This is a genomic window from Nonomuraea maheshkhaliensis, from assembly GCF_039529435.1.
Classification (GTDB): Bacteria; Actinomycetota; Actinomycetes; order Streptosporangiales; family Streptosporangiaceae; genus Nonomuraea; species Nonomuraea maheshkhaliensis.
Genome location: NZ_BAAAMU010000062.1, coordinates 15,913 through 40,742 on the forward strand (window position 1 = coordinate 15,913; position 24,830 = coordinate 40,742).

A 24,830-nucleotide genomic window follows, 5' to 3' on the forward strand; every position below is an offset into this window, starting at 1 on the left:
ACGCGGCACCCATCACGGCAACCCGCCCGCAGGAACCGACCTGACCTGCGGGCGCCCGCCGGAAACCCGGGCATGGGGCCGGGACCTGCTCAGCGTGCGCCGGGACCTGGGCGTGCGCTGGACGCGGAAAAGGTCAGGCGTCGCGTTCGGCGGCGGCGGCCTGGGCCTCGCGGCGCTCGATGATGCGGCGGGTGTAAGGAATGAGCTCCACGGCGCGGCTGCCGAGGTAAGCACCGACGAAGGCGAGTGCCACGAGCACGAAGGGGCTGGTGGACAGGCCGTTCAGGGTGACGAATGCCTGCAGGATCGCGTCGAGCGCCATAGGGGTACTCCGAGTGACGGCAACGGGGAGAGGTTCAGAGTAACCGGATGCGATGAGTGCTCGCGGCAAAATGGGATAAGGGCGACATGATCGCACATGTCGCCCTTATTGCAATGATCAGCACTTTACGGTGACGATCAGCCCTCTCCAGGAACGATCGGCGCCGGTCGCACGTGATCAGTGGAAGAAGTGACGGGTTCCGGTGAAGTAGAGGGTGATGCCGGCCTTCTGGGCCGCCTCGATGACCTGTTCGTCCCGGATCGAGCCACCAGGCTCCACGATCGCGCGTACGCCGGCCTCCGTCAGCACCTCCAGCCCGTCAGGGAAGGGGAAGAACGCGTCGGAAGCCGCCACCGACCCAGAAGCCCGCTCCCCCGCCCTGGTGACCGCCAGGCGGCACGAGTCGACCCGGTTGACCTGGCCCATGCCCACCCCGACGGTCGCCCCGCCGCCGGCCAGCAGGATGGCGTTGGACTTCACCGAGCGGCTGGCCCGCCAGGCGAACTCCAGGTCCGCCAGCAGCTCGGGCGTGGCGGGTGAGCCCGCCTTGAGCTCCCACTGGGCGGCCACGTCGCCGGGCGCGTCGACCCGGTCGACCGTCTGCACGAGCAGGCCGCCGCTGATCTTGCGGAACTCGGTCGGCTCGGAAGGCCCCTCAGGGCACAACAGCAGGCGCAGGCTCTTCTTGCCGCGCAGCACCTCAAGGGCCTGCGCGTCGTACGCCGGAGCCACCACAACCTCGGTGAACACGTCGAAGATCTGCCTGGCCAGCTCCTCCGTGACCGCCCCGTTGACCGCGATCACGCCGCCGTACGCCGACACCGGGTCGCACGCGTGCGCCTTGCGGTGCGCCTCGGCCACGTCGGCGCCGATGGCGATGCCGCACGGGTTCTGGTGCTTGATGATGGCCACGCACGGCTCGGCGAAGTCCCACGCCGCGCGCCAGGCGGCGTCGGCGTCGAGGTAGTTGTTGTAGGACATCTCCTTGCCGTGCAACTGCTCGGCGCCCGCCAGCCCGCCCTCGCCCGCCGTGCCGCCGGTGTAGAGGGCCGCGCGCTGGTGCGGGTTCTCGCCGTAGCGGAGGGTGGCCTTGCGCTGGTACGCCGACCCGGCGAAGGCGGGGAACTCGTCCTCGCTCGCGTACGTCCCCGCGAACCAGTTCGCCACGGCCACGTCGTAGGAGGCGGTGTGCGCGTACGCGATGCCCGCCAGCCGCCTGCGCTCGGTCAGCGTGAAACCGCCCTCGCCCAGCGCGTCGAGCACGTCACCGTAGAAGGCGGGGTCGACCACGACCGCGCAGGTGCTGTGGTTCTTCGCCGCGCCCCTGATCATGGCAGGGCCGCCGATGTCGATCTGCTCGACGCACTCCTCGGCGGAGGCGCCCGAGGCGACGGTCTCCTGGAAGGGGTAGAGGTTGACCACGACCAGCTGGAACGGGTCGATCTCCAGCTCCTCCAGCTGGGCCACGTGGTGCGGCTTGGTGACGTCGGCCAGCAGCCCGGCGTGCACGCGCGGGTGCAGCGTCTTGACCCGCCCGTCCAGGCACTCGGGGAAGCCGGTGAGCTGCTCCACCTTCGTCACCGGGATCCCGTAGGAGGAGATGGCGGCGGCCGTGCCGCCGGTCGAGACGATCTCCACCCCGGCGCCGTCGAGGGCTCTGGCCAGCTCCTCAAGCCCGGACTTGTCGTAAACAGCGATCAACGCGCGCCGGATGGCGATGCGAGTCACGTGGATTCCCCTCCTGTGTGGTTGCCGATTCGGACGCTACGTCCGCTGACCGTCCAGCCCTCGCGAGCCATCCGGCCGACGATCTCGACGAGCAGCCGGCGCTCGACCGTCTTGATGCGCTCGTGCAGGACCTTCTCATCGTCGTCGGGGAGCACGGACACCGCCTCCTGCGCCACGATCGGCCCCGTGTCGACGCCCGCGTCGGCCAGCATCACCGTGCATCCGGTCACCTTGACCCCGTGGGCGAGCGCGTCGCGGACGCCATGGGCTCCGGGGAACGACGGCAGCAGCGCCGGGTGGGTGTTCAGCACGGGGAAGGCGTCGAGCGTGGGCGGGCCCAGGATCTTCATGAATCCCGCCGAGACGACGAGGTCCGGCTCGTACGCCGCGATCCTGGCCGCGATGGCGGCATCCCAATCCGCCCGCGTCGCATAATCGCCCACTTTTTCGACGAATGTCGGGACGCCTGACCTCGATGCTCTGGCCAGTCCTTCGATGCCCTCCCTGTCGGCGCCGACCGCTATCACGCGAGCGCCGTACGACGGGTCGGCAGAAGCGTCCAGCAGGGCCTGTAGGTTGGTTCCAGAGCCGGAGACGAGGACGACGAGCCGCCCAGCCTTAGACACACATACTCCAAAGAGGAAACAGGGTGGGGGTCACAGGGTATCTGTTCCTCGCCCGGCGACGCAGAGGAGGTCAGGTGTCGACACCGGTGAAGGCACCGGCAGGCCAGCAGCCCGCTGACGCAGCGGGCCGCCGAGCGATTTGGTTGTCCATCGCAGCGCTGGCCATGACGTTCATGTTGCCGCTCGCGGGTCTGGTCATGGCGCTGTTCGCGCTGATGGCCGGGGTCCGGGCGCTGCCGCTGCTGAGGGCCGAGGGCAAGCCGACGGGCGTGGCGGTGGGCGGCATCACGGTCTCCTCCATCGCGCTGGCGCTGTCGGCCATGGCCACGGGCATGCAGCTCTACCTGATGGACGAATACTCCGCCTATCAGGAGTGCCTGAAGGGCGCGGGCACGGTGTCGTCGCAGGGCGAGTGCTTCGCCCAGTTCAGGGAGGCGGCCCAGCGCAAGCTTCCGCCCGACGTCCTGGAGATGCTCGGCGCCATGCAGCCGTAGGCGGCGCGTCCCCTCGCGCCGCCTGCCGTCCCGCCGCCGGCCGACGGCGGCTGTTCGCCGCGTCGAGCGCCGCCTGCCGCCCGCCCGCCGCCGGGATCAGCGCGCGATGCGGAAGAACGCGCGCAGGTCGCCGACCAGCAGGTCCGGCGTCTCCAGCGCCGGGAAGTGGCCGCCCCGGTCGAACTCCGACCAGTGGCCGACGGTGTTCGCCGGGTCGGCGAGGGCGCGGATCGTCATGTCCGCCGCGAACACCGCGATCCCCTGCGGCGGCACCGGCACGGACGGCCACCCGGCCTGCTCGGCACCGGCCTGGTCGCCGGACTGATCGTCGTCGTTGTGCGATGAGGAGGCGGCCATCTCTCGATAGGCGCGCATGCCCTCGTAAAGAACGCCGGCCGAAGACGCCCCGGACCCGGTGAACCAGTAAAGACTCACCTCGGTGAGCAGCCGATCACGGTCCACCGCGTCCTCCGGCAGTGCGGCGGCGGGATCCGTCCATTCCTTGAACTTCTCCACGATCCACGCCAGCTGCCCGATCGGCGAGTCGTTCAGCGAGTAGCCCAGCGTCTGCGGGCGGGTGGACTGCAGGTGCAGATACCCGAGACCGTCCTCGCGGAAGGCGTTGAAGCGCTCGGCACGATCCCGGTCCGCGCCGGACAGGCCGTCCAGCTCGATGGGCGGCCCGAACGGGTACGGCGAAGGACCGTTGATGTGGGTGGCGACCACCCGGCCGGGGGCGACCATGGGCAGCAGCATGGTCACGCCGCCCCCGACGTCCCCGCCCTGCGCGGCGAACCGCTCGTACCCGAGCCGGGTCATCAGCTCCGCGAACGCGGCGGCCACCCGGAACAGGTTGCCCCAGCCCGGCTCCCGCACCGGGTTGGAGAAGCCGAAGCCGGGCAGCGACGGGATCACGACGTGGAACGCGTCTGCCGGGTCACCGCCGTGCGCGCGGGGGTCGGTCAGCGGCCCGATGACGTCCAGGAAGTCCGCGAACGAGCCCGGCCAGCCGTGGGAGAGGATCAGCGGCAGCGCGTCCGGCTCGGGTGAGCGGACGTGCAGGAAGTGCAGGTCCTGGCCGTCGATCGTGGTCATGAACTGCGGGAATTCGTTCAGCGCCTTCTCCTGCGCGCGCCAGTCGAAGCCGTTCGCCCAGTAGTCCGCCAGGTCCTTGAGGTGGTCCACGGGAACGCCGCGCTCCCAGCCGGCGCCGTGGAGCTGCCGGGGCCAGCGGGCGCGGGTGAGGCGGTCGCGCAGGTCGTCCAGCTCGGCCTGGGGGATGTCGATGCGGAACGGGCGGATGTCCGTGTTGTTCGTCATACCGGAAATCTAGGATCGATACAGGAACCATACGTTCCTGTATCAAGGCAGACTGGCAAATATGTCGGACACAGCACAACGACTGCTGCGGCTGCTCTCCCTGTTGCAGACGCCACGCGACTGGAGCGGGCCCGAGCTGGCCGAGCGGCTCGGCGTCACCGGGCGCACCGTGCGCAACGACGTCGAACGCCTGCGCGGCCTCGGCTATCCGGTGCACGGCATCAGGGGCGTCACCGGCGGATACCGGCTCGGGCCCGGCGCGCAGCTGCCACCCCTGCTGCTCGACGACGACGAGGCGGTCGCAGTCGCGGTCGGGCTGCGGGTGGGTGCCACGCAGGGCGCGGTCACCGGAATCGAGGAGGCGGCGCTGCGTGCGCTGACCAAGCTGGAGCAGTTGCTGCCGTCACGGCTTCGGCACCGGCTCAACGGCCTGCGCGCCTCCGTCGTCCCACTGCCGCACGCGGGCTCCCACGTGGACGCCGAGACGCTCACCGCGATCGCGGCGGCCGCCCGCGACCACGAGCGGCTCCGGTTCGACTACGCCGCCCACGACGGGTCAGCCACCCGCCGCGAGGTCGAGCCGCACCGGCTCGCGCACAGCCGGGGCCGCTGGTACCTGGTCGGATGGGACATCGCGCGGTCCGACTGGCGTACGTTCCGGGTGGACCGGATGCGGCTGCGGACGCCGAACGGCCCCCGCTTCACCCCGCGCGAGGACCCCGGCGGCGACCTGGCAGGCCACGTCACCACCGGCCTGGCCACCGCGACCTGGCAGTGCCGGGCGCGGGTGACGGTCCGCGCGCCGGCCCAGCACGTACGCGACCGGCTGCCGTCCGGCGTCCGGGTGGAACCCCTGGGCGACGACGCCTGCGTGGCCGAGGTCGGCTCGGACACGCCACAGCTGCTGGCCTCCTACCTCGGCATGCTCGGCGCCCCTTTCGAGGTCACCGAGCCGCCCGAACTCGTCGCGGAGATCCGCGCCCTGGCCGACCGCTACCGGCGGGCGGTTCCGGCGGAGACACCCTGACGTACCAGGTCAGACCGCCTGCCGATAGGCACGGAAGGCCCGCGCGGACACCAGGCCCATCACCAGGACCGTCGCCGCGAGCAGCCCCAGGCGAGCCCACACCGTGCCCCAGCCGGCGGGGGCGAGCAGCGCCTCCCGGGCCGCGGTAACGGCCCATTCCATGGGGTTGTAGCCGGCGACGTGGCCGACCCAGGCAGGCGCCAGGGCCAGGTCCATCACGGCCGAGCTGAGGAACATCAGCGGCAGCGTGGTGAACTGGGAGATCGCGACGAGCGTCGCCTGCGTACGGGTCATCAGGGCGACGGCACCGGACAGCGCCGAGAAGATCAGGCTGAGCAGCACCGCGGCCAGGACAGTGGTCGCGACACCCACCACTCCTCCGGGGAAACGGGCACCGCCGGCCAGCGCGATGACCACGATGATCAGACTCTGGACGACCGTCTGGATCGCCTGGTACGCCATGGTCGCGATCACCAGCGCGGCCCGGCTGGCGGGCGAGGTGAGCATCCGGTCCATCACGCCGCGGTCAATGTCCTGGAGGTAGGTCGTTCCCGCCCACGCGCTGCTGAACAGCGCGGTCATCATCACCACGCCCGGGGTGAGGAACCGCAGGAAGCCGCCGTCCGCGTGGGCGAAGCCGGGCAGGTCCACGACCGAGCCGAAGAGCCGGCCGAACAGCAGCAGCCAGATCACCGGCTGGACCAGGCCGATGACGAGGAACGTGGGCATCCGCCGCAGGCCGCGCAGCAGCCTGCCGGTCAGCAGTACGGAGTGCGTGATCACGGTCAGCGGGGCCGGACCGGCCGGGCGCACGGTGGTCACTTCGTCCCCTCCGAAGCCTCCGTCGCCTCCAGAGGATTCATCGCCTCCAGCGGCTTCGGGGCCGGGCCGACGCCGAGGCTGTGACCGGTGTGCCGGAGATAGACGTCATCGAGCGAAGGCCTGGCGAGCGTCGCGGAGCTCACCGCGACGCCCGCCTCCTCCAGCGCGGCGAGGACCTCCGGCAACGCCCGGGCGCCGTCACCGGTACGGCCGCGTACGGTACGGCCCTCCAGGGCGACCTCCCGCAGCCCCGGCACCGTCCGCAACACCGCGAGCGCCCTGTCGTCGGTCTGGACGAGTTCCACGAGCACCGCATCGCCACGCAGCTCGCTCTTGAGCTCGTCGGGGCGGCCCGCGGCGACCACGGTGCCGTGATCGACGATCGCGAGCCGGTCGGCGAGGCGGTCGGCCTCCTCCAGGTAGTGCGTCGTCAGGAGCACCGTCATCTCCTCCTCCCCGGCCATCCGCGCGATCTCGGCCCACAGCTCACCGCGGGCCTGCGGGTCGAGCCCCGTCGTCGGCTCGTCGAGGAACAACACCTGGGGGCGGTGCATCAGCCCTAGCGCGAGGTCGAGCTTGCGCGCCATCCCGCCGGAGTACGTCCGCACCAGCCGGTCCGCCACATCGGCCAGGCCGAACCGGTCGACGAGCTCGCGGGCCCGCGCCACGGCGTCCCGACGGGACATCCCGTGCAGGCGCCCGGCCAGCAGCAGGTTCTCAGTCGCGGTGGCCATCGGGTCGGTGCCGGGCTTCTGGGACACGAACCCGATCGCCCGGCGCACCTGCTCGGGCCGGGTCCGTACGTCGATCCCGGCCACGCGCGCGGATCCCGAGTCGGCGGCCGTCAGCGTCGAGAGGATCCTCACCGTGGTGGACTTGCCGGCTCCGTTCGGGCCGAGCAGCCCGAAAACGCTTCCCTTCACCGCGGCGAAGCTCAGCCCCCGCAGCGCCGGGAGCGGCGCCTTGCGTCGGCCCGCGGCATAGGTCTTGGTCAGATCGACGGCCTCCACGGCCGGATCCGCTTTCTGGGCAGCACCCATCGTCACACCCCTGAACAGGATCTAGTGTGACTTTCACCTTCCCGGTGTCACCGGACACGAGGAGGCTGGCTGGCGAGGGCGGAGACCCTACGGTGAGAAGTCGCCACAGACGCTAGCACACGCGCGCGCCCACGATCGGTGACGCTGCCGGGCCCAGCCAGGGCGGCGATCGTCCGGCTAGTCGCGGTCCCAGGCATACGGATCGACGTAGATGACGTGGCCGCCCCGGTCGTCCGACTCGTCCACGATGTCCTTGCGGGGCGGGCGGGCGGCGGGCTCGGGCTCCGGTGGGCGGGGCCGGGCCTGGGCCAGGGTCTCGGCCTCGGCGGACGCGTGCTCGTCCTGCCAGTCGTCCCTGATGACCGGGATCTCCTGGGTGTCGGCCTCGGTGGCGTCCATCCAGTGGCCGGGCAGCGGGCGCGGGTCGGACTCGGCCAGCCCGACCTTGCTGGCCGCCTTGGCGATGGCGGCGCCGGCCTTGCGTACGGGGGCGGCCGCCTTGTCGAGCGGGGTCCTGGCGCGTTTGTTGATCAGCAGCAGGTTGGTCACGCCCGCCGAGATGCCGGCCGCCACCCCGACCTCGATCGCGACCGACAGCGCCACCTCCCAGGGCGAGGGCCCGACCGTGGCCAGCCGTCCGCCGCCGATGGGCCCACCCGACAGCGCCGCCAGCACCCCGGCAACCAGCCCGGTCGACACCCCGCTGATGAACCCCCACAGCGGCGCCGCCTCGTACGACGGCGAGGGCGCGATCCTGGCCACCATCACGCCCGCCACGGCCCCGGCCGCGAACGGCAGCGCGATCACCGCCATCATCCACGCCGGCACGGGCCCGCTCTCCGGCAGCGCCCCCAGCAGCGGCAGGCTCGGCACGGTGCCGAGTTGCACGCCCGTCGGCGCGACCAGCGTCTCGGCGCCGATCGCGAAGCCGGGGCCGGCGATGTAGGAGAAGGCCCAGATGACGGCGTTGAGCAGGTAGAGGAGCTGGACCAGGGCCAGCAGCACCCCGCCGACGAACCCGGGCGCGAGCACGTCGGACAGCTGCTTGACCTGCCCGAAGTTCAGCACGACGGCGACCAGCACCAGCGCCAGCCCGGCCACCAGCAGCACCGCCGTGGCGAGCGCCGTGCCGACGGTCAGCGCCCGCACCCGTTCGGGCAGCAGCCGCAGCATCACCCGCCACGGCCCGATCATGCGCGCGGTGGCCAGCGCGCCGCACAGGAACGCCAGCACGAAGTGGCTGAGCAGCGCCTCGCCGATGAAGGGCTGGGTGATCTCGTTGCTCGCGACGAGCGCGATCAGTCCGGCGAGCAGCGCGTACGGGGCCGCCAGCGACACCCCGGCCTGCATCACCAGCACGAGCTGGGCCCGGCGGCGGGCTCCCGCCTGCTCCTTCGGGCTGTTCTTGGGCAGCCGGGCGGGCAGCCGCAGGCGCAGGTCGGCGTCATTCGCCATCCAGCGGCCCGCGCGGTAGAGCAGCATGGCGGGCAGGATCATCAGCCCGAGCGGCAGCAGCCCGACGCGCCCGCCGGGGATCGCGAACCCGGCGTGGTGGGCGGCCAGCCAGAGCTGCGCCGCCGTTCTGAACACTCCCGGCAGGCCCGCGCCCAGCGCGCCGCGTGGCGCGGCGATCCAGCCGACCAGGGTGAGTGTGGTGAGTGCGGCCAGGCCGACGCCGAGGGTGCAGGCGGCGGCCAGCATTCCCGACACCGGCAGCGGCCGCCGTGTCTCGTCGTCGTCGCTCGAGACCCCGGGGAGCTTGCCGAGCACCGACCGGGGGGCGGTACGCAGCTGGTCGAGAATCGCCGTCACAGTAGGCGATTTTCTCAAGCTTTCCCGACCGAAGCTTGGTTGACGCGCCGCCCGCCGCCCACTTTGTGGGCCTCCGCACGGGCTCTGAGGCCGTACAGCGCGGGCCGCGGCACCGTCCGGCGGGTTCCGTCGGACGGTGAGGGAACGCGAAGGGCCCCGCATCGAGCAGGGCCCTGGCGAAAAACGGTGAAGCGCGGTGTTGACGGACGGAAGCCCGTCAGCGCGCCTGCATGATCTCGCGCATGAGGCGAGCCGTCTCGGACGGAGTCTTGCCGACGCGGACGCCGACCTTCTCCAGCGCTTCCTTCTTGGCCTGCGCGGTGCCGGCCGAGCCGGACACGATGGCGCCCGCGTGGCCCATCGTCTTGCCCTCGGGGGCGGTGAAGCCCGCGACGTAGGCGACGACCGGCTTGGTGACGTGCTCCTCGATGTAGGCAGCGGCCCGCTCTTCGGCGTCGCCGCCGATCTCGCCGATCATCACGATGGCGTCGGTGCCCGGGTCCTCCTGGAAGGCCTGGAGGGCGTCGATGTGGGTGGTGCCGATCACGGGGTCGCCACCGATGCCGACGGCGGTCGAGAAGCCGAAGTCACGCAGCTCGTACATGAGCTGGTAGGTGAGCGTGCCGGACTTCGAGACCAGGCCGATGCGGCCGGCGGTGGTGATGTCGGCGGGGATGATGCCGGCGTTGGAGGCGCCGGGAGAGGCGATGCCCGGGCAGTTGGGGCCGATGATGCGGGTCTTGTTGCCCTTTTCGACGGCGTACGCCCAGAAGGCCGTCGAGTCGTGCACCGGCACGCCCTCGGTGATCACCACGACGAGCGGGATCTCGGCGTCGATGGCCTCGATGACCGCGTCCTTGGTGAACGCCGGCGGCACGAAGACGACCGACACGTCGGCGCCGGTCTGTGCGATGGCCTCCTTGACCGTGCCGAACACGGGCAGGCCCTCGTGCGTGGTGCCGGCCTTGCGCGCGTTCACGCCGCCGACGACGCGGGCACCGGAGGCGAGCATGCGGCGGGTGTGCTTGGTGCCCTCGCCGCCGGTCATGCCCTGAACGATGATCTTGCTGTTCTCAGTCAACCAGATGGCCATGGGTCACGCACCTACCGCAGCGAGCTCGGCGGCACGCTTGGCCGCCTCGTCCATCGTGTCAACCAGCTCGACGCGCGGGAGCGCGGCGTCGGCCAGGATCTGCCGCCCGAGCTGGGCGTTGTTGCCGTCGAGGCGGACCACCAGCGGGTGGGTGACGGCCTCGCCGCGGCTTTCCAGCAGCTTGAACGCCGAGACGATGCCGTTGGCGACGGCGTCGCAGGCGGTGATGCCGCCGAAGACGTTCACGAAGATCGACTTGACGCTCGGGTCGGAGAGGATGATCTCCAGGCCCGCGGCCATGACCTCGGCCGAGGCGCCGCCGCCGATGTCGAGGAAGTTGGCGGGGGACGGCTTGCCGGGGAACGCCTCGCCGGCGTAGGCCACCACGTCGAGGGTGGACATGACCAGGCCCGCGCCGTTGCCGATGATGCCGACGTCGCCGTCGAGCTTGACGTAGTTGAGGTCCTTCTCCTTGGCCTTGGCCTCGAGCGGGTCCTCGGCGGCCTTGTCGGCCAGCGCCTCGTGGTCGGGCTGGCGGAACGCGGCGTTCTCGTCGAGCGTGACCTTGCCGTCGAGGGCCTTCACCTGGCCGTCGGCGGACAGGATCATCGGGTTGACCTCGACCAGCGTGGCGTCCTCGTCGACGAAGCAGCACCAGAGCTTCTCGATGAGCTCGGCCGCGCCGTCGAGCGACTTCTCCGGCAGGCCGCCGGCCACCGCGATCTCGCGGGCCTTCGCCCGGTCGACGCCGCTCAGCGCCGAGACCGGCACCTTGGCGACCTTCTCCGGCGAGGTGTGGGCTACTTCTTCGATGTCCATGCCGCCCGCGGCGGAGCAGATGGCGAGGAAGGTACGGTTCGCGCGGTCGAGCAGGAAGGAGAAGTAGTACTCCTCCGCGATCGCGCTGGCCTCCTCCACGAGGACCTTGTGGACCGTGTGGCCCTTGATGTCCATGCCGAGGATGGCCTCGGCCTTGGTGACGGCGTCGGCGGCGTCGTCGGCCACCTTCACGCCGCCGGCCTTGCCGCGGCCGCCGGTCTTGACCTGGGCCTTGACGACAACGCGGCCGGTCAGCTCCGTGGCCGCCGACCGTACCTCCTCCACGGTGTGGGCGACGATGCCACGTGGCACCGGGATGCCGTAGTCAGCGAAGAGCTCCTTCGCTTGATGTTCGAACAGGTCCACGAGGGTCCGTCCTCTTCCATTGCGACTGATGTTCGGCGGCCCGGGCAACGGCACTGACGGTCGCGTCCGCTTCGCCGCTCCTTGGCATCGTGCCTTGCCCTTTCACGGCGAGCTCCTACGCTCGGGGATGCGTGCCGGGCGTTTCCGCCAGTGAAGCCTAGCCCGAAGCTTGACCTGACCAGGTCATCGGGTCGTGGTTCTTCCACTATGTGACGGTGATCTCACTTCTTCAGGGCGGGACGTGCACCGGAAGTGCACCGTTTCGGGGGCATATGGCCAGTTTCTCGATATAGGGTCGTGATCTTCCATTGGCAGGCTGCTGCTTCCCTCTTCTTTGAAGCGAAGGAAAACCCATGAAGCGAATTCTCGCGGGCCTCGCGTTGACGACGGCCGCCGCGCTCGTGACCGTGGCGCCGGCCCATGCCGCCCCCGTGGACCCCGTGAAGGCGCTGAAGAAGCAGTTCGTCGCGGGCAAGGGCGTGCGCATCGTCGAGACGTCGCGGATGGCCGTGGACGGCAAGAGCGCCTCGACCGGCAAGAGCAGCGGGACCTTCCTCTTCGGCAAGTCGGGGGTCGTGGCCTCCGACATGAAGAACAAGGCGCCCAAGGCCGCCGCCGCCGTGGCGCCGCCGCGCATCATCACGATCGGCGGCCACAGTTACGTCCAGGGCGGTGCCTTCAGCCAGGACCTGCCCGAGGGCAAGAAGTGGGTGCGCTACCCGGGCGTGGCCGCCGGGGCCACGTTCAACCAGATGATCGACGTGTTCCAGCCGGGCGTGCTCAAGGCTCTGGTGACGAAGGCCAAGAGCGTCAAGGGCGGCACGTACAAGGGCGCGCTGACCCAGGACCAGCTCGCCGCCGCCTCGCACAGCCGCAAGCTCGGCGGCAAGCTGGGCAAGATCAAGGTGGAGTACGCCCTGTCGGTCAACTCCAAGGGGCTGGTCAGGGAGCTGCGGTCGAGCTGGACCATGGACTTCGGCGTGCTCGGCAAGTACAGCTCCAGCACCGCCACCAAGTACATCGGCTGGGGCTCCAAGGTCACCATCAAGGCGCCGGCCGAGGACCTGTGGATCGACGCCAAGGACCTCGGTGAGGACAGCGAGGTCCCGGACCAGCTCTCGGAGAGCTCCGTCGGCGCCATCGCCGGATAGCTCAGGCCCCTCCCACGGAGGACCCACGCCGCGGCCGGTCCGGCCGCGGCATCTCACGCGGCCGGAGCGGCCGCGGCGCCTCAGGTCAGGCGCCTCAGGTCAGGCGGGAGTCGCGCAGGGCGGCCCATTCGAGCGAATGCCTGATCCCCTCCTCGATCGAGTGGCGGGCCCGCCAGCCGAGCAGGCGGTGGGCCAGGTCGCTGCGGGTGTAGGCGCCGGCGACGTCGCCTGGCCTGGCCGGGGCCTCGACGACCTCGACGGGACGGTCGACGACCCGGTTGAAGGCGTCGACCAGCTCGCGCACGGTGGTGCCCGCGCCGGTGCCCAGGTTGATCACGCCGGCCTCCAGCCCGTCGAAGCGTTCGAGCGCCGCGACGTGGGCGGTGGCCAGGTCCCAGACGTGGACGTAGTCGCGGATGCCCGTGCCGTCGGCGGTCGGCCAGCCGGTGCCGGTGATCCGGAACGGGACGCCGTCGTCGTACGCCTCGATCAGCTTGCCCAGGGCGTGGCTCGGGCGGCGCAGTTGCAGGCCCGTGCGCATCTTGGGGTCGGCGCCGATCGGGTTGAAGTAACGCAGGGACAGGATCCTGATCGGCGCGCCGGCCGCGATGTCGGCGAACATGCCCTCGCAGACGGCCTTGGTGCGCGCGTAGGGGCTCTGCGGGTCGAGCGGGGACTCCTCGGTCACCGTGTGGTCGTCGCCCGCGCGGTAGATCGACGCCGAGGAGCTGAAGATCATGCGGGTGCGGCCGTTGCGGATCAGGTGGTCGACGAGCTCCAGGCTCTCGGCGACGTTGGCGCGGTAGTAGCCGATGGGGTCGGCCACGGAATCGGGGACCACGATGAGCGCCGCGCAATGGATGACGGCCTCGATATCGGGATTTTCGGTAAATATCCTGTCAATCAGCGGGCCGTCGCTGATCTTCCCCTCGTAGAACGCCCGGCCCTCGGCGAACTCCCGCCGCCCCGTCACGAGACTGTCGAGGATGACGGGCTCGATCCCGGCGTCGAGGCACGCCGACGCGATCGTGCTGCCGATATATCCCGCCCCGCCGGTTATCAAAACGCGCATCCCTGAACCCTAGCCATTGCCGTGCGTCCCGGGAGTCGTCTCGCGGACGGCCTGTGGACAACTTCCGCACCTGTGGAGAGGGCGGCGGCTCCGTCATGCGGGCTGGACCCGGTCTTTCACATTCGGGCACTGGTCTTGCGGGCTTTGACGTGCGACATTTCGAGTTATGGGCAGAGATGTGCCAGCAGTCGTGTTCAGCCGGGACGACCGCCGGAAATATCGTGAAAAGGTCCATCAGTGTCTCGACGTCTTCGCCCAGATGCTGCGGGAAGCGCGTTTCGACTTCGACCACCCGCTGGCCGGCCTGGAGATCGAGCTCAACATCGTGGACGGCCTCGGCGAGGCCGCCATGCGCAACGCCCAGGTGCTCAACGCCATCGCCGAGCCGGACTGGGCCACGGAGCTGGGCCAGTTCAACATCGAGATCAACGTCCAGCCCCAGGACCTGGCCGGCGACGGGGCCCTGCGCCTGGAGAACGACGTCAGGGCCCGGCTCAACCACGCCAACGAACGCGCCCGTTCGCAGGACGCCCACCTGGTCCTGATCGGCATCCTGCCCACGCTGCGCGAGCAGGACATCAGCGAGGGCATCCTGTCGGCCAACCCGCGCTACCGCCTGCTGAACGAGCAGATCTTCGCCGCCAGGGGCGAGGACCTGCACATCTCCATCGAGGGCGTCGAACGCCTCGACACGCGCGCCGACAGCCTCGCGCCCGAGGCCGCCTGCACGAGCGTGCAGCTCCATCTGCAGGTCAGCCCCGAGATGTTCGCCGCCCACTGGAACGCCGCCCAGGCCATCGCCGGGGCCCAGGTCGCGGTGGCGGCGAACTCGCCGTTCCTGTTCGGCAAGGAACTGCACAGGGAGACCAGGATCGCGCTGTTCGAGCAGTCCACGGACACGCGTCCGGCCGAGCTCAAGGCGCAGGGCGTACGGCCCAGGGTGTGGTTCGGGGAGCGGTGGATCACCAGCGTCTTCGACCTGTTCGAGGAGAACGTCAACTACTACCCGGCCCTGCTGCCCGTCTGCGAGGAGGAGGACCCGCGCGCCGAACTCGGACAGGGCCGCATCCCCCAGCTCCACGAGCTCACCCTGCACAACGGCACGATCTACCGGTGGAACCGGCCGGTGTACGCGGTGGTCGAAGGGGTGCCGCACCTGCGCGTGGAGAACCGGGTGCTGCCCGCCGGGCCGTCCGTGGCCGACATCTCGGCCAACGCGGCCTTCTACTACGGGTTGATGCGCATGCTGCCGTACGACGAGCGTCCGATCTGGAGCCAGATGTCGTTCCGCGCGGCCGAGGACAACCTCGCCGCGGCGGCCAGGCACGGGCTGGACGCGCGGCTGTACTGGCCCGGGCTGGGCGAGGTGCCCGCCGCCGAGCTGATCCTGCGGCGGCTGCTGCCCGTGGCGCACGAGGGCCTGGTCCGGTGGGGCGTGGACGGTCCCGTGGCGGACCGGCTGCTGTCGGTCATCGAGGGGCGGTGCCTGACCGGGCGTACGGGGGCCACGTGGCAGGTCGAGCACGTACGGGCACGGAAGGGTGATCGACACGAGGCCCTGCGAGGCATGACACTCGACTACATCGAACGCATGCACACCAACGACCCCGTGCACACTTGGGACACGTGAAACCCGCACACACCGACCGCTGCCGCACGGCTGGGACACATCGACCACCCCCGCACGGCTGGAATGCGCAGCCGGATGCCGACCGACCACCTCGCACACCTGGGATGCGTGAAACCCGTGACGCGTGACCGGATCTCCCCCGCCCTGACCTCCCGCACCGGCCTCGCCCGGCTCGCGGCCGTACTGGTGCTGCTGGTCGCCGGCTGCGGCATCGTCGCCCCGCGGTCGATGGACCGCCAGGGGGCCGACTCGTTCGAGGACGACATCCGCACGGCGCGCACGCTCACGGAGCAGTTCTGGACGCAGCACTTCCAGCAGCTCGGCCAGACCTATCGACCGATCGCCGACTTCGTCCCGTATTCGGGAACCTCCGGGCCGTCCTGCGGCGGGGAGAAGTCCGCACCGAACAATGCCTTCTACTGCCCTATCGGCCATTTCATCGCCTATGACCAGGACTGGATGGAGTCGCTCTGGAGCGAGATGGGCGACGGCTCCGTCTATGTGATCATTCCGCACGAGTTCGGGCACGCCGTCCAGGCCCAGTTGCAGACGAACTTCCGGCTCAACGTCCAGATGGAGCTGCAGGCCGACTGCTACGCGGGTGGCACGCTGTCGGCCCTGGTCGGCTCGGGGGCGCTGACGGCGGAGGCGGGTGACGAGGACGAGTTGCTGCTGAGCCTGGAGGCGGCGGGCGACCCGACCGACGACTGGCTCGACCCGGCGGCCCACGGGACGGCCGAACAACGACAGGCGTCGTTCGCGACGGGCTACCGGGACAGCGTGGACTCCTGCTGACGGTGAACGCCTGCTGAAGGGGGACGCCGCTGAAGGGGGACGCCTGCTGAACGGGACGCCCGCCGGAATGCACGCCTCCTGACAGCGGACGCCTGCCGAGGGCGGGGCCGCCGAGGACGCGTGCGGCGAAATGCCGGACATGTGACCGGCACCGGCACAGGGTCTACTCGGGGGGTGTGTGATCAAACCGTAGGACGTACACGAGAGTCAACCCGGAGAATGATGTGGTCGATCATGACCACGCTCTACCTTTGACCCATGCAACTGGAGGAGATCGGCTGGCTGCGCAGGGGGGCGTGCAGATCCAGCGACCCTGACCTCTTCTTCCCTCTCGCCCCCACGCCGTTGCAGGAGGCCAGAGCCAAGGCGGTCTGCGCCGGCTGCCAGGTCATCCAGGAGTGCCGTTCCTACGCCTTACGAGCCGGCGAGTCGGACGGCATCTGGGGCGGCCTCACCCCGGAAGAACGCCGCCGCGCCCGCACCCCCGAAACCTGGCGCCGCCCCGCGGCCTCCTGACCATCGCCCAGCCCGTCCGGGCAACCGTGGGACCATCACGCGGCCTGCCCGGACTCGCCCTCGCCCAGCACGGTCAGCCCTCGGGGGCGCCGCGCAGGCTGTCCGGGCGGACCTCAGGACCGTCGCGCGATCTGGCCGGGTGGGCTCGGGAGGGTCGCGCGGTCTGGTGGGTTGGGCTGAGGGTGGCTGGACGGTGGGTCAGGGGCGGATCGAGGTTGCGGGGCGGTGGCTGCGTGGGGATTGCGTAGCCTGCAAGGGTGCTGCTTCGGTCGATCGTCGTGCTCACCGCCGCCAACCTGCTGAACAACAAGGTCGCCCCGCGCCTGGGCCCCTTGACCTCCACCCTGGCCACGGCCGCCCTCGTCGCGATGGCTCGTCGCTCCGGGCTGTCCTGGCAGGAGATCGGGTTCGAGGACGGGCGGCGGGGCGCCGTGGCCGGTGGGGCGCTGGCGGCGGGTGTGGCGGCCGTCTACACCGTCGGCATCCTCTCCCCCCGCACCAGGCCGTTCTTCCGTGACGAGCGCGCCCTGTCGCTGTCGCGGGCCCGCGTCCTGGAGGAGGCGCTGCTCCAGGTGCCGCTGGGCACGGTTCTGCTGGAGGAGGTCGGGTTCCGCGGCGCTCTCTACGGCATGGTGCGGCGCCGCCGGGGCACGGCCGCCGCGACGGCGGTCTCGTCCACCCTGTTCGGGCTCTGGCACATCCTTCCCGCGATCGACATGGCGCGCGCCAACCCGGCGCTGGGCGCACTGACGGCCGGTGAGTCGCCCGGGCATCTCGACACCGCCAGGGTGGTCGCGGGCAGCGTCGTGTCCACGGCGGCGGCCGGGGTGCTGTTCTGCGAGCTGCGCCGCCGCCGTGGCCTGCTCACTCCGGCCATGCTGCATCTCGCCACCAACTCGCTCGGCTACCTTTTCGCCAGAATCGCCGCCAAACGCGAGGGCGGCATATCAGGAGAAGGCGGGTTGGCACCTGTTCGCCATGAAAAGTGAGCGAATGAGGTGACCGGCAGATCGCGTCGCGATAGATCATCCGCGTCGTGCGGGATAAGAGTTTTCACCTAACGGAAGGATTTTCTCCCCCGCTCAGCCGGCCCCGCTGTGACCTGCGCATGTCCAGGCTTTACCGTCTCCGAGGCGCCTGTTTCGAGCCCACCCCGGTTCCGGCTTGGCGCATGCCCGAAAAAGACGGATGAACACGGAAACTCAGATACGCCGGAGGTACGGAGGTGCTGTCGCATGCGTACGGTAATCGACATCGACCAGGAACTGCTGGAAGCGGCCCAGCAGAAGCTCGGTACGCCGACCATGAGAGAAACGGTCCACGCCGCGCTGCGCGGAGTGGTCGACAAGGACGCGGACAAGGAGTGTGCGATCAGAGCGTTCGAGTTCTGGCGCACGGAGGGGAGCCCGGACCTGCTGGATCCGGAGATCACGACGCAGGTGTGGCGACGACAGGACTGATGTACCTCCTCGACAAGAGCGCGCTGGCCCGCATCAGGGCCAGCGACGTGATCGCCAAGGCCCTCCAGCCGCTCTACGCGGCCAGGGCGGTGGCGACCTGCAGCGTCGTGGATCTCGAGGTGTTCTACAGCGCCCAGGACTACGGCCACTACCAGCGCATGGTGCACGCCCAGCGGCAGTGCATCGTGCTGCCGGTCGACCAGGAGGTGCAGACGCGGGCCATGGTCGTGCAGCGGCAGCTCGTCGAGATCTCCCAGCACCGGGGCATCGGCCCCGACGAGCTGCTGATCGCCGCCTGCGCCGAGGTGCACGGGGCGACGATCCTGCACTACGGGCACGCCTTCGACATCATCTCGGAGGTGACGGGGCAGCCGTCGCTCTGGGTGGTGCCACCAGGCTCCGTCCCGTGACCGCCCCGGGTGACAGGGCGGCCCTTGCTCGGGGTGGTGTCACCTGGCTTGCTCCCCCTGACCCGCCCCGGATGGCGAGGGCGGCGCGGGTCGCGCGGGTCAGGCCGTGGGGACGACCTGGAAGCCCTCCGCGTAGCGGTCGTCGCCGAGGCCGGCCTGCTTCGCCCAGGCGGCGAAGCGGCTCTTGACGAAGTCGGCGAAGCCGTCCACGTGGGCGACCTGGCTGACATGTGACTGCAAGGCCGCGAGCTTGCGGTCCATGGCCTCGGTGATGTCCACGAAGTGGTTGGGGGTGGAGCCCCCGTTCAGCCACACCTCACGTACGGTCCACGCCTCCAGCCCCTCCTCCTTGATCAGCTCCGGGAACGCGTACGGGTTGCGCGCGTCCGGATAGACCGCGTCCAGGGTGGCGCCGCCCACGGCGCGGTGGTCCGGATGGCTGGGGGCGATGAACTGGTAGTTGCGGTCGGGGTGATGGGTGATGACCAGGTCGGGCCTGACCTGGCGGATGACCCTGGCGATCGAGCGCCGCAGGTCGAGCGAGGGCACCACCTGCCCGTCGGGGCGGCCGAGGAAGCGCACGTCGGTGACCCCGACCGCCTTGGCCGCGGCCAGTTGCTCAGCCCTGCGCAGCTCGGCCATGCCGGAGTTGTCCAGCTCGCGCTCGTTGCCGCCCGCGTCGCCGTCCGTGACCAGCAGGTAGGTGACCTCGACGCCGCGGTCCACGAACAGCGCCACGCTGCCCGCCGAGCCGAAATCGGCGTCGTCAGGGTGGGCGGTCACGACGAGCACCCGGTTGATCTCGCTCTCCGGCAGCATGATTCCCCTCTCTGGACCTTCCATGGAGGACAACCGGGACCCCGCCGGAGGCATTCCGGGCGCCGAATGTCGGTGGAGCGTCTTAACCTAGGTAGGTGCCGACCCAAGTCTCTGTTGACCACCCCTTGCTCGACGGCCTCAACCCGCAACAGCGCGAGGCCGTGATCCATCACGGCAGTCCACTGCTCATCGTGGCCGGGGCGGGCTCGGGAAAGACGCGGGTGCTCACGCACCGCATCGCCTATCTGCTGGCCGAACGTGGGGTGCATCCGGGCGAGATCCTGGCCATCACCTTCACCAACAAGGCCGCCAGGGAGATGAAGGAGCGCATCGACAAGCTCGTCGGGCCGCGCTCCAAGGCGATGTGGGTGATGACGTTCCACAGCGCCTGCATGCGCATCCTGCGCAGGGAGGCCAAGCGGCTGGGCTTCCCGTCCAGCTTCTCGATCTACGACCAGGCCGACTCCCAGCGGCTGATGGCCATGGTCTGCAGGGAGATGGAGCTCGACCCCAAGCGTTATCCGCCGCGTTCGTTCTCGGCGCAGGTCAGCAACTTCAAGAACGAGCTGGTCGACTACGAGAGCGCGATCGACCGGGCCGGCTCGCATCTGGAGAAGACGCTCGCGCAGGCGTACAAGGCCTATCAGCTCAAGCTGACCGAGGCCGGCGCGATGGACTTCGACGACATCATCATGAACACGGTGACGTTGTTCCAGCTCTTCCCCGAGGTGGCCGAGCACTACCGGATGCGGTTCAGGCACGTGCTGGTCGACGAATACCAGGACACCAACCACGCCCAATACATCCTGATCAGGGAGCTGGTCGGCCATCCCGAGCTGCGCACCGGCGACGGTGAGCTGGTGCGCTCGGGCGCCGACATGTCGCAGTTGTGCGTGGTGGGCGACGCCGACCAGTCGATCTACGCCTTCCGCGGCGCGACGATCCGCAACATCCTGGAGTTCGAGCGCGACTATCCCGACGCGCGCACCATCCTGCTGGAGCAGAACTACCGCTCCACGCAGAACATCCTGGCCGCCGCCAACGCGGTGATCTCGCGCAACGAGTCGCGCAAGCCGAAGAACCTCTGGTCCGACCAGGGCGACGGGCCCAAGATCGTGGGCTACGTGGCCGACAACGAGCACGACGAGGCCATGTTCGTGGCCCAGGAGGTCGATCGGCTCAGCGACGAGGAGGACGTCAAGCCGGGCGAGGTCGCGGTCTTCTACCGCACCAACGCCGCTTCCCGCGTGTTCGAGGAGATCTTCATCCGCACCGGCCTGCCCTACAAGGTCGTCGGCGGGGTGCGCTTCTACGAGCGCAAGGAGGTCAAGGACCTGCTGGCCTACCTGCGGGTGCTGGCCAACCCGGCCGACGTGGTGTCGCTGCGGCGCATTCTCAACGTGCCCAAGCGCGGCATCGGCGACCGGGCCGAGGCGATGGTGGAGGCGCTGTCCTCGCGCGAGCAGATCCCGTTCTGGGACGCGCTGCGCCGGGCCGACGAGGCGTACGGGATGGCCACGCGCTCGCTCAACGCCATCCGCGAGTTCGTCTCGATGCTCGAAGGGCTGATCGCCAAGGCCGAGGGCATGCCGCCGTCCGCGCTGGCCGAGGAGATCCTGGTGGCCACCGGCTACCGCGCCGAGCTTGAGGCGTCGGAGGATCCGCAGGACGAGTCCCGCCTGGAAAACCTCAACGAGCTCATCTCCGTGGCCTCCGAGTTCGAGGAGGCCAACCCGGAGGGCACGCTGGTGGAGTTCCTGGAGCAGGTGTCGCTGGTGGCCGACGCCGACCAGATCCCCGACGCCGACGGCGGGCAGGGAGTGGTCACCCTGATGACCCTGCACACCGCCAAGGGGCTGGAGTTCCCCGTCGTGTTCCTGACGGCCATGGAGGACGGCGTGTTCCCGCACATCCGGTCCCTGGGCGAGCCCAAGGAGCTGGAGGAGGAGCGGCGGCTGGCCTACGTCGGCATCACCAGGGCGCAGAAGCGGCTCTACCTGACGCGGGCGGCCGTGCGCAGCTCGTGGGGGGCGCCGTCGTTCAACCCGGCCTCGCGCTTCGTCAACGAGGTGCCGGGCACGCTGATCGACTGGCGTACCGACCCGGAGAAGTCCGCCTGGAGCGCCGCCACGAAGCGCGAGCCGGCCGCGCGCCCGGCTCCGGCCAAGAGCGGCGGGCGCAAGATCCCGTCCCTGACGCCGGGCGACCGGGTCACGCACGACGCGTTCGGGCTGGGCACGGTGGTGTCCGTGGACGGGGTGGCGGAGAAGACCAAGGTGAAGATCGACTTCGGCAGTGGCGGCGAGAAGACCCTGCTGCTGGCCTACGCCCCGCTGGAAAAGCTCTGAGCCTGGGTGGGGCTGGGCTGCGTTGGGCTGGATCTGGGCTGAGTGTGTGGTCTGGGTCTGGGCTGAGCCTGTGGTCTGGAGGGTTGCGAGCGCGCGTGGAAGGGCCGCGACCCCAGAGAACGCAAGAGGGGCCGTTTCCCGTTGCCGGGGAGCGGCCCCTCCGTTTATGCCGAGTGCCGTGGGTCAGGGCTTGAGGGCGCTGCCCTTCTTCCACTGGGTCCAGTTGAGCTGCCAGTAGCTCCAGCCGTTGTTCCACTGCAGCTTGCGCTTGGTGCCGGTGATCTTCACGACGTCACCGCGCTGGGCGATCGTGTAGAACCACTTGGCCCCGGCCGGGGTGGCGCGCACGCAGCCGTGGCTCTGGTTCGAGCGCCCCAGGAACTGGTAGTAGCCGGCGCTCTGGTGCACGTACTCGCCGCTGTCGGAGATGCGCACCGCCCACGGGATCTCCTCCTTGTAGTAGCGCGGATCCTTGGGATCCGTCACGCCCATCCAGGAGGAGGTCATGGTCTCGACGGCCTTCTTGCCCATCGTGAGGTGGGTGCCGCTCGTGGTGAGGTACACGTCCACGCCGTTGCGGACGAAGCCGCCCTTGCCGGCGCTGATCGCGATCTTCTTGGCCAGCTTGCCGTTGCGGTAGACCTTCATCGTGTGGTTCCGCGTGTTGACCAAGGAGATCTGCTGGGAGCCGACCGCGAAGCGGCGTGAGACGTTCTTGGTCTTCTCGTTGCCGGGCAGCTCGGACAGCCGCGCGGTGAAGAGCACCTTCTGGTACGGCTTCCAGTACGTCTTCGTCCGGTAGATGACCTTGCGCGGGGACACCCAGCGCCAGGCGCCCTCGACGGGCTTCTCCGGTTCGACGTCGAGCAGGGCCTCGACCGTGGCCTTGTCTTTGACGTCACGGTCGAAGGTGACGATGATCGGGAACCCGACCCCCACCTTCTCCGTCTTCTCCCCCATGGGGGTGATGTCGGCGATCTCCAGCTTCGCCTTCTTCGCCGGGGCGGCGACGGCACCCGCGGCGGGGGCGGGAGCAGGGATCGTGGTGCTCTGGGCCACAGCGGCGGCTCGGGCGCCGGGCTGTGGAGCGGGGACGCTCTCCGCCGCACATGCCGTGGCGGCGGCCAGAGCGAGCAGAGCCGGAAGCATCCGGGTGACGCGCTTCAAAGGGGTTACTCCTGGACTTAAGTGCTTCGACTACCTCCTTGTGTGACAACGGAGACGAGAGTTTCGCTGGCGAAATCCCGATAACTTTCCTGTAACGGTCCAAGACCCGCCAAAAACTGGCGAGATCGGCGTAAGGGACAGATCAGACGAGGCGCCGCGCGGTGGCCCAGCGGGACAGCTCGTGGCGGTTGGAGAGCTGGAGTTTGCGCAGGACGGACGACACGTGGGTCTCCACGGTCTTGACCGAGATGAACAGCTCCTTGGCGATCTCCTTGTACGCGTACCCCCGCGCGATCAGCCGCAGCACCTCCCGCTCGCGCTGCGTCAGCGAGTCGAGCTCGGGATCGATGGAGGGCGCCTCCGACGAGGCGAACGCGTCCAGCACGAACCCCGCCAGCCGCGGCGAGAACACCGCGTCGCCGTCGGCCACCCGGCGGATGGCGTCGGTGAGCTCCTTGCCGCTGATGTTCTTGGTCACGTAGCCGCGGGCACCTCCCCTGATCACGCCGATGACGTCCTCGGCGGCGTCGGAGACCGACAGCGCGAGGAAGCGCACCTGGGAGCCGGCGCCCAGCACCCGGCGCAGCACCTCCTGGCCGCCGCCACCGGGCATGTGCACGTCGAGCAGCACCACGTCGGGCTGGTGCGCGGCGATCGCCTTGACCGCGCTCTCGACGTCCTCCGCCTCGCCGACCACCTCGATGGAGTCGCCGAGCTCGGCGCGCACGCCCGATCGGAACAGCCGGTGATCGTCGACGATCAGTACGCGCGTCATGCCTTCTCCACCTTCATCGTCAACATCACTTCCGTGCCCTCGCCGGGCTCCGTGCGAACGCGGGCCGCGCCTCCGTGACGTTCCATTCTCCCGATGATGGACTCCCTGATCCCCATCCTGTCGAGCGGCACCGCCTCAAGGTCGAACCCCTTGCCACGATCCTTCACGAAAATCGTGACCTCTTCACCCTCCACTTCGGCATAGACGGAAATAGAGGGACTCTCAGAGTATTTGGCCGCGTTGACCATCGCCTGCCGGGCCGCCTTGAGCATGGCCCCCAGCTTGCCCGCCGGGTCGAGGGCGATGTCCCCGACGCAGACGACCTCGATCGGCACCCCGTGGGAGTCCTCCTCCTCGGCCGCGATCCTGCGTACGGCCGCCGCCACCGTGGCGTCGGCGTCCTGCGCCGGCTGGTAGAGCCAGTTGCGCAGCTCGCGCTCCTGCGAGCGAGCCAGCCGCGAGACCTCGCGCGGGTCGTGCGCGACCCGCTGGATCAGCGTGAGCGTGTGCAGCACGGAGTCGTGCACCATGGCCGCGACCTCGGCCCGCTCCTCCTGCCTGATGCGCTCGCGCCGCTCAAGCTGCAGCTCTTTCCACAGGCCCGCCAGCCAGGGTGCGGCGATGACGGCCAGCCCGCCGACCACGACCACGGTGAACAGCAGGCTGTCCCTGATCTGGGGCAGCTCGCCCTCCGCGGCCAGGAACCCGGTCGCGCCGATCACGACCAGGCCGACGCCGAGCAGGGTGCGCACCCGGTTCTTGCGCATGCTGAGCGTGGCGCCGCTGACCCAGCCCTTGCGGCGTTCCGGGTCGGCCTGCTGCCAGAGGATCAGCGCGCCGATCCCGCCGACGGCGAACGGCAGCATGCCGATGCCGCCCTGCGAGGCCCCCGTCAGCCAGCCGAACGCCAGCAGCGCCACCCCGATCGCGCTGAACGCGGCCAGCTGGCTCCAGTCACGCTGCGGCTGCTGCCCCTGGTAGGGCTGCCGCGGCGTGACCATCCACAGCACGGCGTACGCCACCGCGCCGATCCCATGGACGACGGTGAGCAGCACGAACATCAGCCTGATCACCACGGGATCAAGCTTGAGCTGCGCAGCCAGCCCCTGGGCGACACCGCCGAGCAGGCGCCCCTCCATGGGGCGCATCATCCGGCGGTAGGGCGTGTCGCCGCTCTGCTCGGCGAGAAGCTTCTGGTCAGCCATAACATGGCCATAG

General features: G+C 69.9%; 24 protein-coding genes. 10 read left to right on the forward strand and 14 right to left on the reverse strand.

Going from position 1 to position 24,830, the window contains the following annotated elements; genetic code table 11:
• Positions 1–133: 133 nt before the first annotated feature.
• The 3 genes from ABFX54_RS33425 to purN form a co-directional block, all read right to left on the reverse strand.
• Entirely contained in the window at positions 134–322 is a 189-nt protein-coding gene (locus tag ABFX54_RS33425; protein ID WP_346110577.1) for a hypothetical protein, read from the reverse strand.
• Positions 323–499: 177 nt separating this feature from the next.
• Positions 500–2,050 (reverse strand): bifunctional phosphoribosylaminoimidazolecarboxamide formyltransferase/IMP cyclohydrolase, encoded by a 1,551-nt coding sequence (gene purH, locus ABFX54_RS33430; protein ID WP_346110578.1) that lies wholly within the window; start codon positions 2,048–2,050, stop codon positions 500–502.
• Positions 2,047–2,676, reverse strand: coding sequence for a phosphoribosylglycinamide formyltransferase (gene purN, locus ABFX54_RS33435; RefSeq protein ID WP_346110579.1), 630 nt, complete (start codon positions 2,674–2,676; stop codon positions 2,047–2,049). The genes purH and purN overlap by 4 nt, the downstream gene beginning before the upstream one ends.
• A 143-nt stretch (positions 2,677–2,819) precedes the next feature.
• On the opposite strand from purN, the gene ABFX54_RS33440 reads away from it, so the two are divergent.
• Positions 2,820–3,170 (forward strand): hypothetical protein, encoded by a 351-nt coding sequence (locus ABFX54_RS33440; RefSeq protein WP_346110580.1) that lies wholly within the window; start codon positions 2,820–2,822, stop codon positions 3,168–3,170.
• A 96-nt stretch (positions 3,171–3,266) separates the two neighbouring features.
• Here the strand turns inward: ABFX54_RS33440 and ABFX54_RS33445 are convergent, their stop codons facing one another.
• Positions 3,267–4,490: an epoxide hydrolase family protein gene (locus ABFX54_RS33445; protein ID WP_346110581.1), complete on the reverse strand. Its 1,224-nt coding sequence runs from the start codon at positions 4,488–4,490 to the stop codon at positions 3,267–3,269.
• Between the two features lie 61 nt (positions 4,491–4,551).
• On the opposite strand from ABFX54_RS33445, the gene ABFX54_RS33450 reads away from it, so the two are divergent.
• Positions 4,552–5,517: a helix-turn-helix transcriptional regulator gene (locus ABFX54_RS33450; protein ID WP_346110582.1), complete on the forward strand. Its 966-nt coding sequence runs from the start codon at positions 4,552–4,554 to the stop codon at positions 5,515–5,517.
• A 9-nt stretch (positions 5,518–5,526) separates the two neighbouring features.
• Here the strand turns inward: ABFX54_RS33450 and ABFX54_RS33455 are convergent, their stop codons facing one another.
• The 5 genes from ABFX54_RS33455 to sucC form a co-directional block, all read right to left on the reverse strand.
• Positions 5,527–6,339 (reverse strand): ABC transporter permease, encoded by an 813-nt coding sequence (locus ABFX54_RS33455; protein ID WP_346110583.1) that lies wholly within the window; start codon positions 6,337–6,339, stop codon positions 5,527–5,529.
• Positions 6,336–7,379 (reverse strand): ATP-binding cassette domain-containing protein, encoded by a 1,044-nt coding sequence (locus ABFX54_RS33460; protein ID WP_346110584.1) that lies wholly within the window; start codon positions 7,377–7,379, stop codon positions 6,336–6,338. The genes ABFX54_RS33455 and ABFX54_RS33460 overlap by 4 nt, the downstream gene beginning before the upstream one ends.
• Before the next feature lie 177 nt (positions 7,380–7,556).
• On the reverse strand, positions 7,557–9,191 hold the full coding sequence (locus ABFX54_RS33465; RefSeq protein ID WP_346110585.1) for a cell division protein PerM: 1,635 nt from the start codon (positions 9,189–9,191) through the stop codon (positions 7,557–7,559).
• A 217-nt stretch (positions 9,192–9,408) separates the two neighbouring features.
• Positions 9,409–10,284, reverse strand: coding sequence for a succinate--CoA ligase subunit alpha (gene sucD / locus ABFX54_RS33470; protein ID WP_346110586.1), 876 nt, complete (start codon positions 10,282–10,284; stop codon positions 9,409–9,411).
• A gap of 3 nt (positions 10,285–10,287) precedes the next feature.
• Positions 10,288–11,469 carry an ADP-forming succinate--CoA ligase subunit beta gene (gene sucC / locus ABFX54_RS33475; protein ID WP_346110587.1) on the reverse strand — a complete coding sequence of 394 codons (1,182 nt, stop codon included), beginning with the start codon at positions 11,467–11,469 and terminating at the stop codon, positions 10,288–10,290.
• Positions 11,470–11,822: 353 nt separating this feature from the next.
• On the opposite strand from sucC, the gene ABFX54_RS33480 reads away from it, so the two are divergent.
• Complete coding sequence (locus tag ABFX54_RS33480; RefSeq protein WP_346110588.1) at positions 11,823–12,620, forward strand: hypothetical protein; 798 nt, start codon at positions 11,823–11,825, stop codon at positions 12,618–12,620.
• 94 nt (positions 12,621–12,714) lie between these two features.
• Here ABFX54_RS33480 and galE read toward each other — a convergent pair whose 3' ends face one another.
• Positions 12,715–13,692 (reverse strand): UDP-glucose 4-epimerase GalE, encoded by a 978-nt coding sequence (galE, locus tag ABFX54_RS33485; protein WP_346110589.1) that lies wholly within the window; start codon positions 13,690–13,692, stop codon positions 12,715–12,717.
• 166 nt (positions 13,693–13,858) lie between these two features.
• Between galE and ABFX54_RS33490 the strand changes: the two genes are divergently transcribed.
• The 6 genes from ABFX54_RS33490 to ABFX54_RS33515 all read left to right on the forward strand — a co-directional run bounded on the left by ABFX54_RS33490 (position 13,859) and on the right by ABFX54_RS33515 (position 18,503).
• The gene (locus tag ABFX54_RS33490) at positions 13,859–15,322 is read left to right on the forward strand and encodes a glutamate-cysteine ligase family protein (protein ID WP_346110590.1); all 1,464 of its coding nucleotides are present in this window, start codon (positions 13,859–13,861) and stop codon (positions 15,320–15,322) included.
• 108 nt (positions 15,323–15,430) lie between these two features.
• Positions 15,431–16,117 (forward strand): neutral zinc metallopeptidase, encoded by a 687-nt coding sequence (locus tag ABFX54_RS33495; protein ID WP_346110591.1) that lies wholly within the window; start codon positions 15,431–15,433, stop codon positions 16,115–16,117.
• 258 nt (positions 16,118–16,375) lie between these two features.
• On the forward strand, positions 16,376–16,633 hold the full coding sequence (locus ABFX54_RS33500; RefSeq protein WP_346110592.1) for a WhiB family transcriptional regulator: 258 nt from the start codon (positions 16,376–16,378) through the stop codon (positions 16,631–16,633).
• 257 nt (positions 16,634–16,890) lie between these two features.
• Entirely contained in the window at positions 16,891–17,622 is a 732-nt protein-coding gene (locus ABFX54_RS33505; protein WP_346110593.1) for a CPBP family intramembrane glutamic endopeptidase, read from the forward strand.
• Positions 17,623–17,868: 246 nt separating this feature from the next.
• Positions 17,869–18,093: a type II toxin-antitoxin system VapB family antitoxin gene (locus tag ABFX54_RS33510; protein WP_346110595.1), complete on the forward strand. Its 225-nt coding sequence runs from the start codon at positions 17,869–17,871 to the stop codon at positions 18,091–18,093.
• Entirely contained in the window at positions 18,075–18,503 is a 429-nt protein-coding gene (locus ABFX54_RS33515) for a PIN domain-containing protein (RefSeq protein ID WP_346110596.1), read from the forward strand. The genes ABFX54_RS33510 and ABFX54_RS33515 overlap by 19 nt, the downstream gene beginning before the upstream one ends.
• A gap of 99 nt (positions 18,504–18,602) precedes the next feature.
• Here the strand turns inward: ABFX54_RS33515 and ABFX54_RS33520 are convergent, their stop codons facing one another.
• Positions 18,603–19,322, reverse strand: coding sequence for a PIG-L deacetylase family protein (locus ABFX54_RS33520; RefSeq protein WP_346110597.1), 720 nt, complete (start codon positions 19,320–19,322; stop codon positions 18,603–18,605).
• Between the two features lie 125 nt (positions 19,323–19,447).
• Between ABFX54_RS33520 and pcrA the strand changes: the two genes are divergently transcribed.
• Positions 19,448–21,670: a DNA helicase PcrA gene (pcrA, locus tag ABFX54_RS33525; RefSeq protein ID WP_346110621.1), complete on the forward strand. Its 2,223-nt coding sequence runs from the start codon at positions 19,448–19,450 to the stop codon at positions 21,668–21,670.
• A gap of 183 nt (positions 21,671–21,853) precedes the next feature.
• On the opposite strand, the gene ABFX54_RS33530 is transcribed toward pcrA, so the two are convergent.
• The 3 genes from ABFX54_RS33530 to ABFX54_RS33540 all read right to left on the reverse strand — a co-directional run bounded on the left by ABFX54_RS33530 (position 21,854) and on the right by ABFX54_RS33540 (position 24,817).
• Positions 21,854–22,837, reverse strand: a complete 984-nt coding sequence (locus tag ABFX54_RS33530; RefSeq protein ID WP_346110598.1) for a L,D-transpeptidase — start codon at positions 22,835–22,837, stop codon at positions 21,854–21,856.
• A gap of 142 nt (positions 22,838–22,979) precedes the next feature.
• Positions 22,980–23,612 (reverse strand): response regulator, encoded by a 633-nt coding sequence (locus ABFX54_RS33535; protein ID WP_346110599.1) that lies wholly within the window; start codon positions 23,610–23,612, stop codon positions 22,980–22,982.
• On the reverse strand, positions 23,609–24,817 hold the full coding sequence (locus tag ABFX54_RS33540) for an ATP-binding protein (RefSeq protein ID WP_346110600.1): 1,209 nt from the start codon (positions 24,815–24,817) through the stop codon (positions 23,609–23,611). Before ABFX54_RS33540 ends, ABFX54_RS33535 begins: the two co-directional genes overlap by 4 nt.
• Between the last annotated feature and the right edge of the window lie 13 nt (positions 24,818–24,830).

What these genes read in the sequence shown, in the direction of transcription:
- ABFX54_RS33425 (WP_346110577.1), bottom strand. Translation starts at nt 322, where the DNA reads ATGGCGCTCGACGCGATCCTGCAGGCATTCGTCACCCTGAACGGCCTG.
- ABFX54_RS33445 (WP_346110581.1), bottom strand. Translation starts at nt 4,490, where the DNA reads ATGACGAACAACACGGACATCCGCCCGTTCCGCATCGACATCCCCCAG.
- ABFX54_RS33450 (WP_346110582.1), top strand. Translation starts at nt 4,552, where the DNA reads ATGTCGGACACAGCACAACGACTGCTGCGGCTGCTCTCCCTGTTGCAG.
- ABFX54_RS33460 (WP_346110584.1), bottom strand. Translation starts at nt 7,379, where the DNA reads ATGGGTGCTGCCCAGAAAGCGGATCCGGCCGTGGAGGCCGTCGATCTG.
- sucD (WP_346110586.1), bottom strand. Translation starts at nt 10,284, where the DNA reads ATGGCCATCTGGTTGACTGAGAACAGCAAGATCATCGTTCAGGGCATG.
- ABFX54_RS33480 (WP_346110588.1), top strand. Translation starts at nt 11,823, where the DNA reads ATGAAGCGAATTCTCGCGGGCCTCGCGTTGACGACGGCCGCCGCGCTC.
- galE (WP_346110589.1), bottom strand. Translation starts at nt 13,692, where the DNA reads ATGCGCGTTTTGATAACCGGCGGGGCGGGATATATCGGCAGCACGATC.
- ABFX54_RS33490 (WP_346110590.1), top strand. Translation starts at nt 13,859, where the DNA reads ATGGGCAGAGATGTGCCAGCAGTCGTGTTCAGCCGGGACGACCGCCGG.
- ABFX54_RS33500 (WP_346110592.1), top strand. Translation starts at nt 16,376, where the DNA reads ATGCAACTGGAGGAGATCGGCTGGCTGCGCAGGGGGGCGTGCAGATCC.
- ABFX54_RS33510 (WP_346110595.1), top strand. Translation starts at nt 17,869, where the DNA reads ATGCGTACGGTAATCGACATCGACCAGGAACTGCTGGAAGCGGCCCAG.
- ABFX54_RS33520 (WP_346110597.1), bottom strand. Translation starts at nt 19,322, where the DNA reads ATGCTGCCGGAGAGCGAGATCAACCGGGTGCTCGTCGTGACCGCCCAC.
- ABFX54_RS33535 (WP_346110599.1), bottom strand. Translation starts at nt 23,612, where the DNA reads ATGACGCGCGTACTGATCGTCGACGATCACCGGCTGTTCCGATCGGGC.
- ABFX54_RS33540 (WP_346110600.1), bottom strand. Translation starts at nt 24,817, where the DNA reads ATGGCTGACCAGAAGCTTCTCGCCGAGCAGAGCGGCGACACGCCCTAC.